Origin of the sequence: Microbacterium sp. NPDC055988 (genome assembly GCF_042269505.1) — a bacterium.
Taxonomy (GTDB): Bacteria; Actinomycetota; Actinomycetes; order Actinomycetales; family Microbacteriaceae; genus Microbacterium.
The window spans coordinates 1993966-2009401 of sequence record NZ_JBHJXY010000001.1; the positions used below are offsets into that span (position 1 = coordinate 1993966).

Genomic DNA, 15436 nt, shown 5'->3' on the forward strand with positions numbered 1-15436 from the left:
GGGGTCTCGAGCTAGTCGGTCTCGACGACCTCGGCGTCGGCGGCATTCCGGCGGACGGAGTCGATGCCATTCAGTGCCGCCGCCTTCGACGAGTAGCCCTCACCTGTCGCGATGACCTCGCCGTTGCCGGCCTTCAGACGGAATCGGTACTCGCCGGACTTGTCGGTGTACAGCTCGAACGTGCCTGCCATGAGGCGTCCTTTCTCTTCTCTTCGATGGAGGGAGTCCGCCCTCGCGGCTCACGCTAGTGGTCCCGGTATATCGGAGGGAAGAGCAGGCTCACCCGCGTGGGTGCACGGCGACGGGCTCCGGGGCGACGGCGATGCGCACACGCTCGCCGAACGATGGATGGATGCCGGGGGCGTGCTGCACCCGGACCAGCTCGCCGGACTCGGTGCGGACCAGCGTGCGCCGCATGCTGCCGAGGAAGGTGCTCTCCTCGACCAGGGCCTCGGTGGCGGCGTCGGCTGCGGAAGCGAAGTAGACGTTCTCGGGTCGCAGATACACGTCGACCGGGCCGTCCGCCGGGGACTGCAGCGGAAGCCACTGACCCCACACCCGCACGTGGTCGCCCTCGGCGACACCCGAGACGACGCTGGAGAGCCCCACGAAGGCCGCGACCCCCGCCGTGGACGGGGTCGTGTACAGCTGCTCCGGAGAACCGATCTGCTCGATCCTCCCTGCGTTCATCACCGCGATCCGGTCGGAGACGGCCAGCGCCTCTTCCTGGTCGTGGGTGACGAAGACGGTCGTGATGCCGAGGCGCAGCTGGATGCGGCGGATCTCATCGCGCAGCTGCACGCGCACCTTCGCATCCAGCGCCGACAGCGGCTCGTCGAGCAGGAGCACCTTGGGCTCGGTGACCAACGCCCGCGCGAGTGCGACCCGCTGCTGCTGACCGCCGGAGAGCTGGTGCGGGAAGCGGTCGGCGAAGTCGGCGAGACCGACGAGAGCGAGCGCATCGACGGCTCGGCGCGAAGCCTCCGCCTTGCCGATCCCACGCCGACGCAGGCCGAAGGCGGTGTTCTCCGCGACCCGCAGGTGCGGGAACAGCGAGTACGACTGGAAGACCATTCCGATGTCCCGCTTGTTCGTGGGCACTCGCGACACGTCGCCACCGCCCAGGAGCACGGCACCCGCGTCCGCGCCCTCGAGTCCGGCGAGCACCCGGAGCAGCGTCGTCTTGCCGCATCCCGAGGGGCCGAGAAGCGAGACGAACTCGCCGGGCGCGATGTCGAGGTCCACCCCGTGCAGCACACGCGTGCCGGCGTAGCTCTTGACGATGCCCTGAAGCTCGACGCGGGTGCCCTCGCCCGCCTGGGCGAGCAGCAGATTGTCCTTGGTGCGCGGCAGCGCGTGGTCGAGGGTCATGAGCGGGCCTTTCCGGTGCCGCGGGCGACGCGGCCGATGACGAGGAGCAGGAGGAAGACGAACACCAGCGCCAGCAGGGTGAAGATCGCCGGGGCGTAGGGGTCCTGCTTGTTCACGACCACCATGGCGGTCTGGAAGACCTGGCGGTTCAGGAGCGAGGCGATCGTGAACTCCCCGAGCACCACGGCGATGGAGATGAGGGATGCGGCGAGCAGGCCCTGGCGAAGGTTCGGTGCGAGCACCTTCAGCACGACCGTCGGCCAGCTCGCACCGAGCGATCGCGCCGCCTCGGAGAGGGTGCGCAGGTCGGCCGCATCGATCGATGCCTGGATGGACCGGAACGCGAACGGCAGCACGGTGATGCCGTAGGCGAAAGCGAGCGTCCAGGTGCCGGTTCCGAAGGCGCGGCCGATCTGCAGGTAGATCGGGGCGAGACCGACCACGAGCACGATGGCGGGGATCGATATCGGCAGCAGCACCGCGAACTCGAACACGGGCTTGAGTTTCGGGAAACGGAGGTTGACCAGGATCATGGTCGGCGCGAGCAGAAGCAGCACGATGACGACCGTGACGACCGCGAGGATCAGGGAGTTGCCGAGGCCTGTCCAGATCGGCTTGAGGGTCGCCGCAGCCGCGGGGTCGAACAGCGCGCTCCAGCGGACGAACGACAGCCCGCCTTCGGGATCGCGGAGCGTGAAGAGGAAAGTCGACACCAGGGGCACGGCGAAGAACGCGCCGATCAGGATGCCGATGACCCAGCGCGTCGCGAGGGAGGGGCCGAGTCGGTTCACGACTGCCACCTCGCCGCGCGTCGCTGCACCAGGGAATACAGAGCCATCACGATGCCGACGATGACGATCATGCCGAGCGCGAGGGCGCCGGCGAGGTTCTCCCGCCCGAGCACCGTCTCGCTGGTGAGCGCCGTGCGGATCTGCAGCGGCACGATCTGCGCGCCCTGACTGGCGAGGGCGGCGGCAGTGGCGTACGACGAGAACGCGTTCGCGAAGAGCAGCAGCAAGCTCGCGAGGAACGAGGGAGCGAGCACGGGGATGCCGATCCGCAGCCAGAAGCTCGCGCGGGTGCCGCCGAGCGTGAGGTTGGCCTCAGCCCACTGCGGCTTGAGCGCGGCGAGGGCGGGCATGAATGTGATGACCATGAGCGGGATCTGGAAGTAGATGTACGGGAGGATCAGCCCGGGCAGCTCATAGAGCCAGGTGCCGTTCTCGAAGATGTCGACCCCGAAGGAATCCTTCAGGAAGACCGTGACGACGCCCTGGATGCCGATGGTCGCGATGAACGCGAACGCCAGCATGACGCCGCCGAACTGGGCAAGCACGCCGGCCGCGGCATCCACGGCGGAGCGTGTTCGCCCTTCGGGGTCCATGCCGAGCAGCGCGTAGCAGACGAGGGCTCCGGCCAGGGCGCCCACGACGGCGGTGAGCAGCGAGAGTCCCGCCGAGTTCGCGAACGTGTTCAGTACGACGGGGTCGGCGAGGGCTGACATGTTCGCCCACGTGAACGAGCCGTCCTTCGTGAAGAACCCCGAGCCGATCGCGAGGATGGTCGGGACGGCGAGGAAGACGACGATGTAGGCCGCGAACGGGACGAGCCCGAGCCAGGCGAGAGACGGAGCGGACCGCCGGGCCCTCGCATGCGTCGAGGGCCCGGCGGGGGAGGGGGGAGCGGATGCCGCGGCATCCGCTCCCGTTGCCGTGAGGGTGGTCACTGGACCGCCGCGGCCCACTTCTCACCGAGCAGCGTGCCGGCGTTCGTCGACTGCTCCTCCGTCGGGACGACGGTCTCCTCGGGTGCCTCGGGCAGTGCGCTTGCGAGGTCGGCATCGATCGTGCCGGCCTCGGTCATCGCCTCCATGCGCACGGGGCGCGCTCCACCCTTCAGCCAGAGGTTCTGCACCTCGTCGCTGTAGAGGAACTCCTGCCACAGGCGAGCCGCAGCCGGGTGCGGGGCGTCGACGTTGATGGCCTGGTTGTAGTAGCCGGCGTAACCGGTGCCGTCGAGCACGACGACCTTCCAGTCCTCGTTGTCGGCGGTGTGCGAAGCGTTCAGGTAGTCCCAGTCGAAGACGACCGGGGTCTCTCCACTCGTGATGGTCGCCGTGGTGACGTCGACCTTGAGCAGGTTGCCGGCCTTCTGCATGTCGGCGAAGAAGTCGATGCCGGGCTGGAAGTCGTCGAGCGTGCCGTCGGACTGCACGGTCGCGAGACCGACGGCGGCGAACGCGGCGCCGGCCTGGGTGGGGTCGCCGTTGATCGCGACGGCTCCCTTGTAGTCGGCCGAGAGCAGGTCGGCGAGTTCGGTCGGCGCATCGAACTTCGACGAGTCGTAGCCGATCGACATGTATCCGCCGTAGTCGCCGACGAAGAGGCCGGTCGGCTCCTTGAGCTCGTCGGGGATCTCGTCCCACGTCTGCACCTTGTAGGGAGCGAAGGTGTCGGTGCTCTGCAGTGCGACGGTCAGACCGAGGTCGAACACGTCGGGCGCGGTGTCGAGGCCCTTGTTGGTCTCGGCGGCCTGGATCTCCTCGGCGCTGGAGACATCGGGCGAGGCCTCGTTGATCGTGATCTCCGGGTACTTCTCGGCGAACAGGTCGAGGATCTCGCCGTAGTTCGCCCAGTCACGGGGAAGTGCGATGACGTTGAGCGAACCCTCCTCCTTGGCGGCAGCCTCGAGGTCGGCGAACGTGCCGAAGTCCTCCACGGACGTCGCTGCGGCAGCGTCGACCGTCTCGCTGCTCGAAGCGGGCGCATCGGTTGCGGACGCGCAGGAGGTCAGCGCGAGTGCGGCCGTGGTGGCCAGGGCGATGCCGGCGCCGATGCGCGCGCGGCGGGTGAAGCGAGCCATGAGTGTCCTCTCGGTGTCCGGCGCTGTGCGCCGGTTTCGGGTTGCGAGAGGACACTATGAGGCGCAGGTTGCCGACCGTCCCGGGTCGGGTGAACGGGGAATGTCGCGGCGGTGGCGGGACGGGTGCGGTGGGGTGCGCAGTTCACTCGGCTTTCTGCGCTTCTCTCGGCCGGAACCCCACGATCGGGCCGAGGATGCTGCGATTGGCCGACGGAAGCGCGGGGGCTCAGGCCGACGGGACGTTGTACTTGAAGCCGCGGTGCGAGCCCACGTAGCCGAGGCGCTCGTAGAAACGGTGCGCATCGGTGCGGGCGGCATCCGAGGTGAGCTGCACCATCGCGGCTCCGACCGCGGGGGCTGCCGCCTCACCCACCCAGCGCATCACCGCCGAACCGATGCCTGACGAGCGCAGACTGCTGTGCACGCGCACCGCCTCGACCAGAAGGCGCCGCGCACCACGGCGGGACATCCCGGGGATCGAGGTGAGCTGCAGCGTGCCGATGACCGCGTCGTCGAGCTCGACGACGAGCAGGTCGTTCGAGGGCTCGGCCAGGATCGCGGTGAGCGCCCGCGCGTAGACGGGGCGGTCCTCGTCGGATGCCACATCGCCGCGCGCCGCACTGATCGGGTCGTCCGCGAGCAGGCCGATCACGGCATCCGCGTCGTCGACCGTCGCTCGCCGGAGCACCGCTGTGCCCATGCGTGATTCGAACGAGTGGGGCAGGGGGAGGGCGTCGAGCATGCGACCAGTCTGCCAGCGGGTGGGGCGGATGCCGGTGTCCGTCCGACTCTCTGGAATCATGGCCGGGTGGATATCGGCACCGTGCTCGGACTGGAGCAGCTCACCTGGGGGATGCTCCTCCTCGTCGTCATCGCCGCGTTCTGCGCCGGGTGGATCGACGCTGTCGTGGGCGGGGGAGGTCTGCTGCAGCTGCCGGCGCTGCTGCTGATCCCCGGCATCTCCCCGGTGCAGGCGCTCGCGACGAACAAGCTCGCCTCCGTCTTCGGCACCGCGACCAGCAGCGTCACCTACTACCGTCGCGCGAAACCGGACATCCGCACGGCGCTGCCGATGGCGGCGATCGCGTTCATCGGATCGTTCGGTGGCGCCGCCGTCGCGACGGTGCTGCCGCCCGCCGCGTTCAAGCCCATCATCGTGATCGCCCTGCTGGTCGTCGCCCTGTTCACCGCGTTCCGGCCGCAGATGGGCGCGGCGACGAAGCTGCGCTTCCACGGGCACAAGCACCACATCATGGCGGGAGCGGCCGGGCTCGGCATCGGCTTCTACGACGGGATGATCGGCCCTGGCACGGGGACCTTCCTCGTCATCACGCTCGTCGCGCTGCTCGGCTACGACTTCCTCCAGGCGAGTGCCAAGGCGAAGATCGTGAACCTCGCCACCAACGCCGGTGCCCTGATGCTGTTCATCCCGCACGGAGCCGTGCTGTGGCTGCTGGGCGGCATCCTCGCGGTGGCGAACGTCGCAGGCAGCTACCTGGGCTCGCGGATGGCGATCTCGCGCGGCACGACCTTCATCCGCGTCGTGTTCCTCGTGGTCGTGGTCGCCCTGATCGCGAAGCTCGGCGTCGATGTGTGGAACGAGAACATCGTCCCCGCGCTCGCCGCGATGCGCTGAACCTCACCACCGAGCCCCCGGATACGCGTCGAGACCCCGGGCTGCGGATGGCGGCTGCCCGGGGTCTCGGCGATAAAGCGGGGTCTCGGCGTCAGGCCTCGTCGTCCTCGGGCTCGAAGTCGACGCCGGCCTCGGCGCGCTGCGCGTCGGTGATCGGCGCGGGAGCCGCGGTCAGCGGGTCGAAGCCGTTGCCGGACTTCGGGAACGCGATGACCTCACGGATCGACTCGGTCTTCGACAGGTGCTGCAGCACGCGGTCCATGCCGAGCGCGATCCCGCCGTGCGGCGGTGCGCCGAACTTGAACGCGTCGAGCAGGAAGCCGAACTGCTCGTCGGCCTGCTCGTCGCTGATGCCCATGACCTCGAACACGCGCTTCTGCACGTCTTCGCGGTGGATGCGGATCGAGCCACCGCCGAGCTCGGAGCCGTTGCACACGATGTCGTACGCGTAGGCCAGGGCCGAACCGGGGTCGGTGTCGAACGTGTCCTGGTACTCGGGCTTCGGGCCGGTGAATGCGTGGTGCACGGCGGTCCAGGCGCCTGCGCCCACAGCCACGTCACCCGAGGCCACGGCGTCGGCCGCAGGCTCGAACATCGGAGCGTCGACGACCCAGGTGAACGCGAACTCGTCCGGGCTCAGGTAGCCGAGACGACGGCCGATCTCGACGCGGGCGGCACCGAGCAGCGCGCGGCTCTCCTTGGTGGAACCTGCGGCGAAGAAGACGCAGTCGCCCGGCTCGGCGCCCACGAAGGCGGCGAGTCCGGCCTGCTCGGCCTCGGACAGGTTCTTGGCTGCGGGGCCGCCGAGCGAGCCATCCTCGTTGAACAGGACGTAGGCGAGGCCGCGGGCACCGCGCTGCTTGGCCCAGTCCTGCCAGGCGTCGAGCTGCTTGCGCGGCTGGCTCGCGCCACCGGGCATGCGGACCGCACCGACGTACTCCGCCTGGAACACGCGGAACGGGGTGTCCTGGAAGTACTCGGTCGCCTCGACGAGCTCGAGGCCGAACCGCAGGTCGGGCTTGTCGGAGCCGTACTTGGCCATGGCGTCGGCGTACGTGATGCGCGGGAGCGGGGTCGCGACCTCGACACCGATCGTCTTCCACATCGCGACGATGAGCGACTCCATCAGCGTGATGACGTCTTCCTGGTCGACGAAGCTCATCTCGATGTCGAGCTGCGTGAACTCGGGCTGGCGGTCGGCGCGGAAGTCCTCGTCGCGGTAGCAGCGCGCGATCTGGAAGTACTTCTCCACACCGCCGACCATCAGCAGCTGCTTGAACAGTTGCGGCGACTGCGGCAGGGCGTACCAGCTGCCCGGGCTCAGGCGGGCCGGCACCAGGAAGTCGCGGGCGCCCTCGGGAGTCGAGCGGGTGAGGGTCGGTGTCTCGACCTCGGTGAAGTCTTCGGCGTGCAGCACGTCGCGGATCGCCTTGTAGACGTTCGAGCGCAGGCGCAGGTTCGCTGCCTGGGCAGGACGACGCAGGTCGAGGTAGCGGTACTTGAGGCGTGCCTCCTCGCCGACGGTCTCGGTGTCGGCGACGGCCGTGGAGACCTGGAAGGGGAGGGGTGCGGACTCGTTCAGCACCTCGACGTCGGTCGCGATGAGTTCGATCTCGCCGGTCGGCAGGTTCGGGTTCGCGTTGCCCTCGGGGCGCCGCGACACCTCGCCGGTCACCTTCAGGACGAACTCGTTGCGCAGCGGGTGGGCGATCTCCTCGTCGCGGATGACGACCTGGGCGATGCCCGAGGCATCCCGCAGATCGATGAAAGCGACTCCTCCGTGGTCACGACGGCGGTCGACCCAACCCGAGAGGGTGACGGTCTGACCGATGTGCTCGGCTCGCAGAGAGCCTGCCGAGTGGGTGCGAAGCACGGAGTATTCCTTCTGATCTGGGAAATGGGGAACCCGGCCATTCTACGGGGGTGTGCGACTCCTCCCGGCGGGGGTCCGCGGGTCAGTAGGGTGTCTGTGAACGGAAGGTGCCCCATGAATCTCGCTCTCGTCCCCGCGGCCGACGTCCCGGTCGTCCCCGACTTCCTCAGCCAGTTCTTCTCCGGGACCACCGGCGTGGTGGCGCTGATCTTCTACATCCTCCTGGCCGTCGCCTGGTGGAAGGTGTTCCTCAAGGCCGGTTACCCGGGCATCCTCGCCCTCATCCCGATCGTCAACGCGATCTTCCTGCTGCGCATCGCCGGGATGTCGGGCTGGTGGGTGCTGCTCTATCTGGTGCCGATCGCCAACGTGGTGCTCGCGATCGTCGTCGCCGTCAAGGTCGGCGCCCGCTTCGGCAAGGGCGGGTTCTTCTCCTTCTTCCTGCTCTTCGTGTTCTCGTTCATCGGGTACTTCATCCTCGGCTTCGGCGACTCCCGCTACCGCAAGGCCTGACATGACGGCGTCTCGGCTGCATCTCGTCCGACACGGCGAGGTGCACAATCCCGCTCGTGTGCTCTACGGTCGGCTTCCCGACTATCACCTGAGCAAGGCCGGCCGGGGGATGGCTGCGGCGGCGGCTGCCCATGTGGCCTCGCTCGACCGCGGTGTGAGCGCCCTGTACGCCTCTCCTCTCGAGCGGGCGCAGGAGTCGGCGGAGCCGTTCGCCGAGCGGTTCGACCTCGTGCCCGAGACCGACATCCGTTTGATCGAGCCGGCCAACGTGTTCGAGGGCACGCAGATGCGTCGCTCCCTCCTCAACCCGTTCAACTGGTGGCACCTGCGCCAGCCCTCGCTGCCGAGCTGGGGCGAGCCGTACACCTCCATCGCGGAGCGGATGCTCGGCGTCATGGACGAAGCGTGGGACGCAGCGCCGGACGGCGATGTCGTGATGGTCTCGCACCAGGCGCCCATCTGGATCACGCACCTTCGAGTCGCGGGTCTGCCGCTGCGGCACGACCCGCGCACCCGCCGCTGCGCCCTGTCGAGCGTCACCTCGTTCGAGCGCGTCGGCGATGTCTGGCGCGAGGTCGCATACGCGGAGCCCGCCGCGACGGGTTCCGCGATCGACGTCGGCGCGGTCTGACCCGTCTCGAATCGCGCAAGTGTTCCTCTCTCGGTCTCGGATACGACCGATTGCGCGATTCGGAAGGCGGGTCAGTGCTCGGCCGCGAGCAGTGACTGGATGATGCCGACGGCGGCGAGCTGACCGGCCGCAGCGGCCAGCAGCACCGAGGCCATCGGACCGGGCAGGCTCGCGCGGTGGGCGAGGTCGCCGGCGGCGAAGACACCCGGGATCGAGGTGCGGCCGAAGTCGTCGATCTCGATCGATCCGGAATCGAGCATGGCCAGCCCGAGGTCCGCGGCGAAGGGTGCCCGCTGGCGCATCGCCCCCGAGGCCACGAAGATGCCGGCGACCGCGTGCTCGTCGTCGTCCGTGCGGATCCGCACACCGTCGGCGTCCTTCTCGACCGAGGTCACCGGGGTGCTGCTCACCCGCACGCCCGTCCCCTCGAGCATCCGGGTGTCCTCGTCGGAGAACACCTCGTCGACGGGAAAGACGGTGATGTCGCCGACGATGCGCCCGAGCAGTGCGATCAGATGGGCGGCCCGCGGAGCTGCGCCGAGGATGCCGATCGGCTTGTCCGCATGCTCGTGTCCGTCGCAGAACGGGCAACTGAACGCGAGCGTTCCCCAGAGGTCCTGCAGTCCGGGGACGTCGGGGAGGTCGTCAGCGACGCCGGTGGCCAGGATCACCCGACGTCCCTCGACCGTCGAGCCGTCGGCGAGGGCGACTCGGAACGCGCCCTCGCTTCCCGAGATGCCGGTCGCGCCGGTGTCGCGGATCTCGACGTCGGCGTAGGCGTCGAGCTCCGCGCGGGCGGTGGCGCGGAACTCCGCCGGCGGTGCACCGTCTTCGCCGACCATGTTGTGCATGTGCAGCACGGTGCCGTTGCGGTACTCGCCGGAATCCAGGAGCAGCGTCGAGCGGTGCATGCGTCCGAGGGTCAGAGCGGCCTGCAGCCCTGCCGGTCCTGCGCCGATCACGATGGCGTCGTACATGGGTGTCCTTCCCGATGGAGGTTGCGTTCCCCGTCAGTCTGTGACTTCATGTCAACATGAAGTCAAGCGCTGAGCATCCGTGGTCCGTCGGAGATGTCGCCGCCCGTTTCGAGCTGCCGACCAACGTCCTGCGGCACTGGGAATCGGTGGGTCTCCTGCGGCCTCCGCGCGACTCAGCCGGACGCCGCCGTTACGGCGAAGACGAGGTCGTGCGCATCGCCGTGATCCAGCGAAGCAAAGCGGCGGGGATGACCCTCGAGCAGATCGCCGTGCTTCTCGACGACGGGAGTGCGGGGCGGCATCAGGTGCTCCAGCAGCATCTGGACGACCTCGATCGGCGCATGGAGGAGATGCGCCGGTCGCGCGAGATGACCGAACACGCGATGGGGTGCCGGGCCCACGACATCGCGACCTGCCCACGGTTCCGCGCCGGTGTCGACGACGTCCTGGCGCGGTTCTGACGCCCCTCTCAGGCCGTCCCGCATCCACCTCGCGCATAGGATCCTCTGCGTAAACTCGGAGTCGTGCCACGCGATTCGACGGTCCGTCAGATCCGCAGCGGCCGCTCCTCCCGCACCCGGCTTCCGCGCCGTGCGGTCGGTGCCGCGCTCGCTGCGGTGCTCGCCATCGGTCTGAGCGCCTGCGCTCCCGATCCGGTCAGCGAATCGTTCCTGAACGGGGAGAACACCGGCTACGTCGCGGCCGATGGGGCGATCGTCGAGATCCCCGTCGCCGAGCGCGGCGAGCCCGTGGAGTTCGGCGGAGTCACCGAGACCGGCGAGAAGTTCGACAGTGCCGACATCGCCGGCGATGTCACGGTCGTCAACTTCTGGTACGCCGGATGCGCGCCGTGCCGGCTCGAAGCCGCCGACCTCGAATCCGTGTGGCAGAAGTTCGCGGACGACGACGTCTCGTTCGTCGGAATCAACACCCGCGATCAGGCCGACAACGCCATCACGTTCGCCGAGGAGTACGGCATCACGTACCCGAGCCTGATCGATGTCAACACCGCCGAGGCCAAGCTCGCATTCGCGAACGCCACGCCGATCGCCGCGACACCGACCACGCTCGTGCTCGACAAGCAGGGGCGTGTCGCCGCGCGCATCATCGGACCGATCGACGGCCCCTCGATCCTCTCGACGCTCGTCAAGGACGCGCTCGCGGAGGACTCGTGAGCTGCCCGGGAGCGCTGTGAACCCCGAAGCGATCATCGGCTCCGGCGCCCTCTGGATCGCGATCCCGGTCGCGATGCTCGCGGGACTCGTCTCGTTCCTGTCGCCGTGTGTACTTCCGCTCGTTCCGGGTTACCTCGGATTCCTCGGCGGTGCGGTCGCGCCGCGCCCTGCCGTCACCGCCGACGGCGAAGGACGCACCACGACCCAGACGGCCGAGACCGCGACTCGCGGCCGGCTCGTCCTCGGCGTGCTGCTGTTCATCCTCGGTTTCAGCCTGGTGTTCGTCTCCATCACCGCACTCGGTGGCGTGGCGAGCGTGTTCCTGCTGCAGTGGGGCGAGATCATCACGCGCGTCCTCGGTGTCGTGATCATCGCGATGGGCCTGGTCTTCCTCGGACTGTTCGGCTTCGCGCAGCGCGAGCTCCGCTTCCACGTCGACTCGAAGGCCGGCATCATCGGCGCTCCGCTGCTCGGCATCGCGCTCGGCATCGGCTGGGCGCCCTGCCTCGGCCCCACGCTCACGGCGATCTTCGCGCTGTCGTTCAACGCCGGCGACCCGGTGCGCGCGGGCTTCCTCGGGCTCGCCTACTCGCTCGGCCTGGGCATCCCGTTCCTGCTCGTCGCACTCGGCTTCGGCTGGGCGACGAAGGCGATCGGCTTCCTCCGCCGCCACATCCGCGTGGTCAATGTCATCGGAGGGGTGCTGCTGATCCTCCTCGGCATCCTGATGGTGACGGGCCTGTGGACCGACATCATGTCTCGACTGACGGCGGTGATGGGCAGTGTCATCCTCCCGCTCTGACCACTCCGAGAAGACCCGCCCCGAGAAGACCACCACGAAGAACAAGGGTGCCGTGAACAGCGACTCCAGCGATCCGCTCCGCCCGTCCGACCACGTCGACGGCGACGACTCGATCACCCAGCCGCGGCTGGGGTTCGTCGGCTGGCTGCGGTGGGGCTGGCGTCAGCTGACCTCGATGCGCACCGCGTTGATCCTGCTGCTCGTGCTCGCGATCGCCGCGATCCCGGGCTCGATCTTCCCGCAGCGGATGGCCGACCCGAACGGTGTCACGCAGTGGGAGCGCGACAACCCCGACCTCTTCCCGGTGCTCGACGGACTCAAGATGTTCGACGTGTACCTCTCGCCGTGGTTCTCGGCGATCTATCTGCTGCTGTTCGCCTCGCTCGTCGGCTGCGTGATTCCGCGCATCAAGCACCACGCCAAGGCGCTGCGCGCCCGTCCGCCGCGCACTCCCGCACGGCTGCAGCGGCTCGAGGACTACCGTGCCGTGACCCGCGATCCCGCCGCCGACTCGGGGACGAAGACGGGGGACGCCGAGGCGGAGGCCTCCGCATCCATCGACGTCGCCGCCAAGCAGCTGAAGGCTCTCGGCTACCGGGTCGAGCGCTACGACCGCGGCCGCACGTTCTCGGTCTCCGCCGAGCGCGGGTACTGGCGCGAGACCGGCAATCTGCTCTTCCACCTCGCGCTCGTGGGTGTGCTGGTCACGGTCGGCGTCGGCGGCGGCTTCTCGTACACGGGCCAGCGCGTGCTGGTCGAAGGCGAGACCTTCGCGAACACCCTGCTCGACTACGACTCGATGAACCGCGGCCGCTTCGTCGGCGACGACGCCTTCTCGCCGTACTCGATGCGGCTCGACTCGTTCGACGTGACCTACCAGCCCTTCGGCGAGCCGGGCTCGGGCCAGGCGGGCGACTTCTCGGCCAACGTCACCGTGCAGGAGAACGGCGAGGAGCGCACGGGAGCCGTCAAGGTCAACGAGCCGCTCGGGGTCGCCGACGACGACGTGTTCCTGCTCGGCAACGGCTACGCGCCGACCGTGACCGTGCGCGACCCGGACGGCAACGTCGTCTTCACGAACAGCACGCCGTTCCTCCCGCAGGACACGAACATGACCTCGCTCGGGGTGCTGAAGATTCCGGACGGCCTGGCCGAGCAGGTCGGACTGGTCGGGTTCTTCTACCCGACGACGGGTGTGCTCGAGAGCGGCGCCTTCTTCTCCGCCTACGGCGACCTCACGAACCCGACCCTCACGCTCGATGTGTACACCGGCGACCTCGGGATCAACGAGGGCGTGCCGCGCTCGGTCTACGTGCTCGACACCACCGGCATGACCAAGCTCACCGGTCGCAGCACCGATGTCGAATCGATCGAGCTCGTCCCCGGGCAGACCGCGCAGCTGCCGAACGGCCTCGGCTCGGTCACCTTCGACGACGAGTCCCCGGCGGGGGCGACGGATGCCTCCGAATCGGTGAAGAGGTTCGCGTCGCTGCAGATCCACCGCGACGAGTCCGGCGTGTGGGTGCTCGGCTTTGCGCTGCTCGCCCTCGGCGGGCTCATGATCGCGCTGTTCGTGCCGCGTCGACGCGTGTGGGTCAAGGCCACCGCGCACGACGGCGAGATCGCTCTCGAGTACGCCGCGCTCGCCCGCGGTGAGGACCCCACGCTCGCGGCCGCCGTGGACGACCTGGTCGCAGGTCACGCCCGACTGCTCGACGCGGCGGGCGGCACCACCGTGCGAACCGAGACGGATGCCGCCGACGACGACACCGCGGAGGAGTCCGCAGCGCCGGACGCCCCGGCCCCAGACACCCGGAAAGTAGACTGACACCATGCTCGAGCTCAACGTGATCTCGCCGGTCCTGCTGTGGACGGCGATCGCGATCTACGCGGCGGCCTTCGTGGCCTACGCCTTCGATCTCGCACGGCGCTCGCAGGCGACAGCCGACGCGCAGACGGTCCGCGAGTCGGTGCTCGTCGGCGCCGGCGGGGGATCCGCCGTCGCCGCCTCGGGCGCCCCCGGTACAGAGGTCCCGACGCAGCGTTTCGTGATGGCGCGGATCGGCACCTCGCTGACGGTGCTCGGATTCGTCTTCCACCTCGCGGCAGCGGTCACCCGTGGCATCGCCGCAGGCCGCGTGCCCTGGGCGAACCTCTACGAGTTCGCGATGATGGGCACGCTGCTCATCGTGGCCGTCTTCCTCGTCGTCCTCACGCGCCTGGACCTGCGCTTCCTCGGCACCTTCATCACCGGTCTCGTCGTGGTGCTGCTCGGACTGGGGGCGACGAACTTCTACGTCGACGTCTCGCCGCTGATGGATCCGCTCAAGAGCGTGTGGCTCGTCATCCACGTGTTCGTCGCCTCGCTCGCCACGGCGTTCTTCGCGCTCGCGTTCGCCCTCTCGGTGATCCAGCTCATGCAGTCGCGCCGTGAGCGTCTCGTCGGAGAGGGCGCCGCGAAGACCGGGCCCGGGTTCCTCCGCACGTTCCCGAACGCGGTGCGCCTGGAGAGCCTGGCGTACATGTTCACGATCATCGGGTTCATCCTGTGGACCTTCACCCTCATCGCCGGATCCATCTGGGCGTACTACGCCTGGAGCCGCTTCTGGGGCTTCGACGTCAAGGAGACCTGGACCTTCGTGATCTGGGTCATCTACGCCGGATACATCCACGCCCGCGCGACCCGCGGCTGGCGCGGCAACCCCTCGGCCTGGCTCGCGATCGTCGGCTTCTCGGCCGTGATCTTCAACTTCACTATCGTGAACGTGTTCTTCAAGGGACTGCACGCATACTCCGGCCTGAGCTGATCCTCCCCGGAGGGTGACACCGAGACCCGTCCGCGGCACGAGCCGCCGGACGGGTCTCGTGTGTGTGACGCGCCTGGAAACATGCCACCGGCGCCACCGATACGCGGTTGTATGCTCATTGCAGGGGGAGCGCGCCGGAGGCAGGAGCCCACATGCCCGTACTCGTCGGAATCGTCGAAGATCATCCCGCGATGCTGTTCGGCATGGCCACGATCCTCAACCGCAGCGGCGGGATCCGGGTGGCGGCCAGCGGAGCGACGGCCGCAGAGGTCGCGAGCCTCTCTCGGCGACTCGACGTGATCCTGCTGGATCTCGCACTGTCCGACGGGTCCACACCGGCCGACAATCTGCGCACCCTCGAGCCGCTCGGAGCGAGCGTCGTCGCCTACACCGCGGGTGACCAGCCGCATCAGTTGCGCGAGGCTGCGCGGGCGGGGGCCGCCGGCATGATCAACAAGTCCGACTCGCTCGAAGTCATCACCGCATCCGTGCGGCGGGCGGCTCAGGGCCACATCCTCGCGACGTCGGAATGGGCAGCCGCGCTCGACTCCGACCATCAGTTCGTCGCGGCGCACCTCAGCCGCCGCGAGTCCGAGGTGCTCTCCCTCTACGCCTCGGGGGAGACGGCCGAGCGGGTGGCGCAGACCCTGTTCCTGTCGCGCGAGACCGTCCTCGACCACATCCGTCGCATCCGGGTGAAGTACGCGGCCGTCGATCGGGCCGCACCGACCAAGGTCGATCTGTTCCGGCGAGCCGTGGAAGACGGGCTGGTCCTGCAGAACCTGTGAT

17 protein-coding genes are annotated in these 15436 nt (G+C 68.8%); 9 read left to right on the forward strand and 8 right to left on the reverse strand.

Features of this window, described 5'->3' with window-relative positions:
* Window positions 1–11: 11 nt before the first annotated feature.
* The 6 genes from ACFC14_RS09580 to ACFC14_RS09605 all read right to left on the reverse strand — a co-directional run bounded on the left by ACFC14_RS09580 (window position 12) and on the right by ACFC14_RS09605 (window position 4975).
* On the reverse strand, window positions 12–191 hold the full coding sequence (locus ACFC14_RS09580; RefSeq protein ID WP_136042960.1) for a YegP family protein: 180 nt from the start codon (window positions 189–191) through the stop codon (window positions 12–14).
* 88 nt (window positions 192–279) lie between these two features.
* A complete protein-coding gene (locus ACFC14_RS09585; protein ID WP_376103460.1) occupies window positions 280–1371 on the reverse strand; it encodes an ABC transporter ATP-binding protein in 1092 nt (363 codons plus the stop codon).
* Window positions 1368–2162, reverse strand: coding sequence for an ABC transporter permease (locus ACFC14_RS09590; protein WP_376103463.1), 795 nt, complete (start codon window positions 2160–2162; stop codon window positions 1368–1370). The genes ACFC14_RS09585 and ACFC14_RS09590 overlap by 4 nt, the downstream gene beginning before the upstream one ends.
* Complete coding sequence (locus ACFC14_RS09595; protein ID WP_376103466.1) at window positions 2159–3097, reverse strand: ABC transporter permease; 939 nt, start codon at window positions 3095–3097, stop codon at window positions 2159–2161. Before ACFC14_RS09595 ends, ACFC14_RS09590 begins: the two co-directional genes overlap by 4 nt.
* Complete coding sequence (locus ACFC14_RS09600) at window positions 3094–4233, reverse strand: ABC transporter substrate-binding protein (RefSeq protein ID WP_376103469.1); 1140 nt, start codon at window positions 4231–4233, stop codon at window positions 3094–3096. Before ACFC14_RS09600 ends, ACFC14_RS09595 begins: the two co-directional genes overlap by 4 nt.
* A gap of 226 nt (window positions 4234–4459) precedes the next feature.
* Complete coding sequence (locus tag ACFC14_RS09605; RefSeq protein WP_376103472.1) at window positions 4460–4975, reverse strand: GNAT family N-acetyltransferase; 516 nt, start codon at window positions 4973–4975, stop codon at window positions 4460–4462.
* 111 nt (window positions 4976–5086) lie between these two features.
* Between ACFC14_RS09605 and ACFC14_RS09610 the strand changes: the two genes are divergently transcribed.
* Window positions 5087–5869, forward strand: a complete 783-nt coding sequence (locus ACFC14_RS09610; protein WP_376107154.1) for a sulfite exporter TauE/SafE family protein — start codon at window positions 5087–5089, stop codon at window positions 5867–5869.
* 91 nt (window positions 5870–5960) lie between these two features.
* On the opposite strand, the gene aspS is transcribed toward ACFC14_RS09610, so the two are convergent.
* Window positions 5961–7742 (reverse strand): aspartate--tRNA ligase, encoded by a 1782-nt coding sequence (gene aspS / locus ACFC14_RS09615; RefSeq protein ID WP_376103474.1) that lies wholly within the window; start codon window positions 7740–7742, stop codon window positions 5961–5963.
* 114 nt (window positions 7743–7856) lie between these two features.
* On the opposite strand from aspS, the gene ACFC14_RS09620 reads away from it, so the two are divergent.
* Window positions 7857–8255: a DUF5684 domain-containing protein gene (locus tag ACFC14_RS09620; protein ID WP_376103477.1), complete on the forward strand. Its 399-nt coding sequence runs from the start codon at window positions 7857–7859 to the stop codon at window positions 8253–8255.
* Window position 8256: 1 nt separating this feature from the next.
* Window positions 8257–8886 carry a histidine phosphatase family protein gene (locus ACFC14_RS09625; RefSeq protein ID WP_376103479.1) on the forward strand — a complete coding sequence of 210 codons (630 nt, stop codon included), beginning with the start codon at window positions 8257–8259 and terminating at the stop codon, window positions 8884–8886.
* 71 nt (window positions 8887–8957) lie between these two features.
* On the opposite strand, the gene ACFC14_RS09630 is transcribed toward ACFC14_RS09625, so the two are convergent.
* On the reverse strand, window positions 8958–9863 hold the full coding sequence (locus tag ACFC14_RS09630; protein ID WP_376103482.1) for an NAD(P)/FAD-dependent oxidoreductase: 906 nt from the start codon (window positions 9861–9863) through the stop codon (window positions 8958–8960).
* Window positions 9864–9919: 56 nt separating this feature from the next.
* Here ACFC14_RS09630 and ACFC14_RS09635 point away from each other — a divergent pair, with 56 nt between their 5' ends.
* The 6 genes from ACFC14_RS09635 (at window position 9920) to ACFC14_RS09660 (ending at window position 15435) form a co-directional block, all read left to right on the forward strand.
* A complete protein-coding gene (locus ACFC14_RS09635; protein ID WP_376103485.1) occupies window positions 9920–10324 on the forward strand; it encodes a MerR family transcriptional regulator in 405 nt (134 codons plus the stop codon).
* Between the two features lie 63 nt (window positions 10325–10387).
* A complete protein-coding gene (locus ACFC14_RS09640) occupies window positions 10388–11038 on the forward strand; it encodes a TlpA family protein disulfide reductase (RefSeq protein ID WP_376103488.1) in 651 nt (216 codons plus the stop codon).
* 16 nt (window positions 11039–11054) lie between these two features.
* Window positions 11055–11840 carry a cytochrome c biogenesis CcdA family protein gene (locus ACFC14_RS09645; RefSeq protein ID WP_376103491.1) on the forward strand — a complete coding sequence of 262 codons (786 nt, stop codon included), beginning with the start codon at window positions 11055–11057 and terminating at the stop codon, window positions 11838–11840.
* Window positions 11821–13668, forward strand: coding sequence for a cytochrome c biogenesis protein ResB (locus ACFC14_RS09650; RefSeq protein ID WP_376103494.1), 1848 nt, complete (start codon window positions 11821–11823; stop codon window positions 13666–13668). Before ACFC14_RS09645 ends, ACFC14_RS09650 begins: the two co-directional genes overlap by 20 nt.
* 4 nt (window positions 13669–13672) lie before the next feature.
* A complete protein-coding gene (ccsB, locus tag ACFC14_RS09655; RefSeq protein WP_136042946.1) occupies window positions 13673–14647 on the forward strand; it encodes a c-type cytochrome biogenesis protein CcsB in 975 nt (324 codons plus the stop codon).
* 152 nt (window positions 14648–14799) lie between these two features.
* The gene (locus ACFC14_RS09660; protein WP_376103497.1) at window positions 14800–15435 is read left to right on the forward strand and encodes a response regulator; all 636 of its coding nucleotides are present in this window, start codon (window positions 14800–14802) and stop codon (window positions 15433–15435) included.
* Window position 15436 lies beyond the last annotated feature (1 nt).

What these genes read in the sequence shown, in the direction of transcription:
- ACFC14_RS09580 (WP_136042960.1), bottom strand. Translation starts at nt 191, where the DNA reads ATGGCAGGCACGTTCGAGCTGTACACCGACAAGTCCGGCGAGTACCGA.
- ACFC14_RS09585 (WP_376103460.1), bottom strand. Translation starts at nt 1,371, where the DNA reads ATGACCCTCGACCACGCGCTGCCGCGCACCAAGGACAATCTGCTGCTC.
- ACFC14_RS09600 (WP_376103469.1), bottom strand. Translation starts at nt 4,233, where the DNA reads ATGGCTCGCTTCACCCGCCGCGCGCGCATCGGCGCCGGCATCGCCCTG.
- ACFC14_RS09605 (WP_376103472.1), bottom strand. Translation starts at nt 4,975, where the DNA reads ATGCTCGACGCCCTCCCCCTGCCCCACTCGTTCGAATCACGCATGGGC.
- ACFC14_RS09610 (WP_376107154.1), top strand. Translation starts at nt 5,087, where the DNA reads ATGCTCCTCCTCGTCGTCATCGCCGCGTTCTGCGCCGGGTGGATCGAC.
- ACFC14_RS09620 (WP_376103477.1), top strand. Translation starts at nt 7,857, where the DNA reads ATGAATCTCGCTCTCGTCCCCGCGGCCGACGTCCCGGTCGTCCCCGAC.
- ACFC14_RS09625 (WP_376103479.1), top strand. Translation starts at nt 8,257, where the DNA reads ATGACGGCGTCTCGGCTGCATCTCGTCCGACACGGCGAGGTGCACAAT.
- ACFC14_RS09630 (WP_376103482.1), bottom strand. Translation starts at nt 9,863, where the DNA reads ATGTACGACGCCATCGTGATCGGCGCAGGACCGGCAGGGCTGCAGGCC.
- ACFC14_RS09635 (WP_376103485.1), top strand. Translation starts at nt 9,920, where the DNA reads ATGAAGTCAAGCGCTGAGCATCCGTGGTCCGTCGGAGATGTCGCCGCC.
- ccsB (WP_136042946.1), top strand. Translation starts at nt 13,673, where the DNA reads ATGCTCGAGCTCAACGTGATCTCGCCGGTCCTGCTGTGGACGGCGATC.
- ACFC14_RS09660 (WP_376103497.1), top strand. Translation starts at nt 14,800, where the DNA reads ATGCCCGTACTCGTCGGAATCGTCGAAGATCATCCCGCGATGCTGTTC.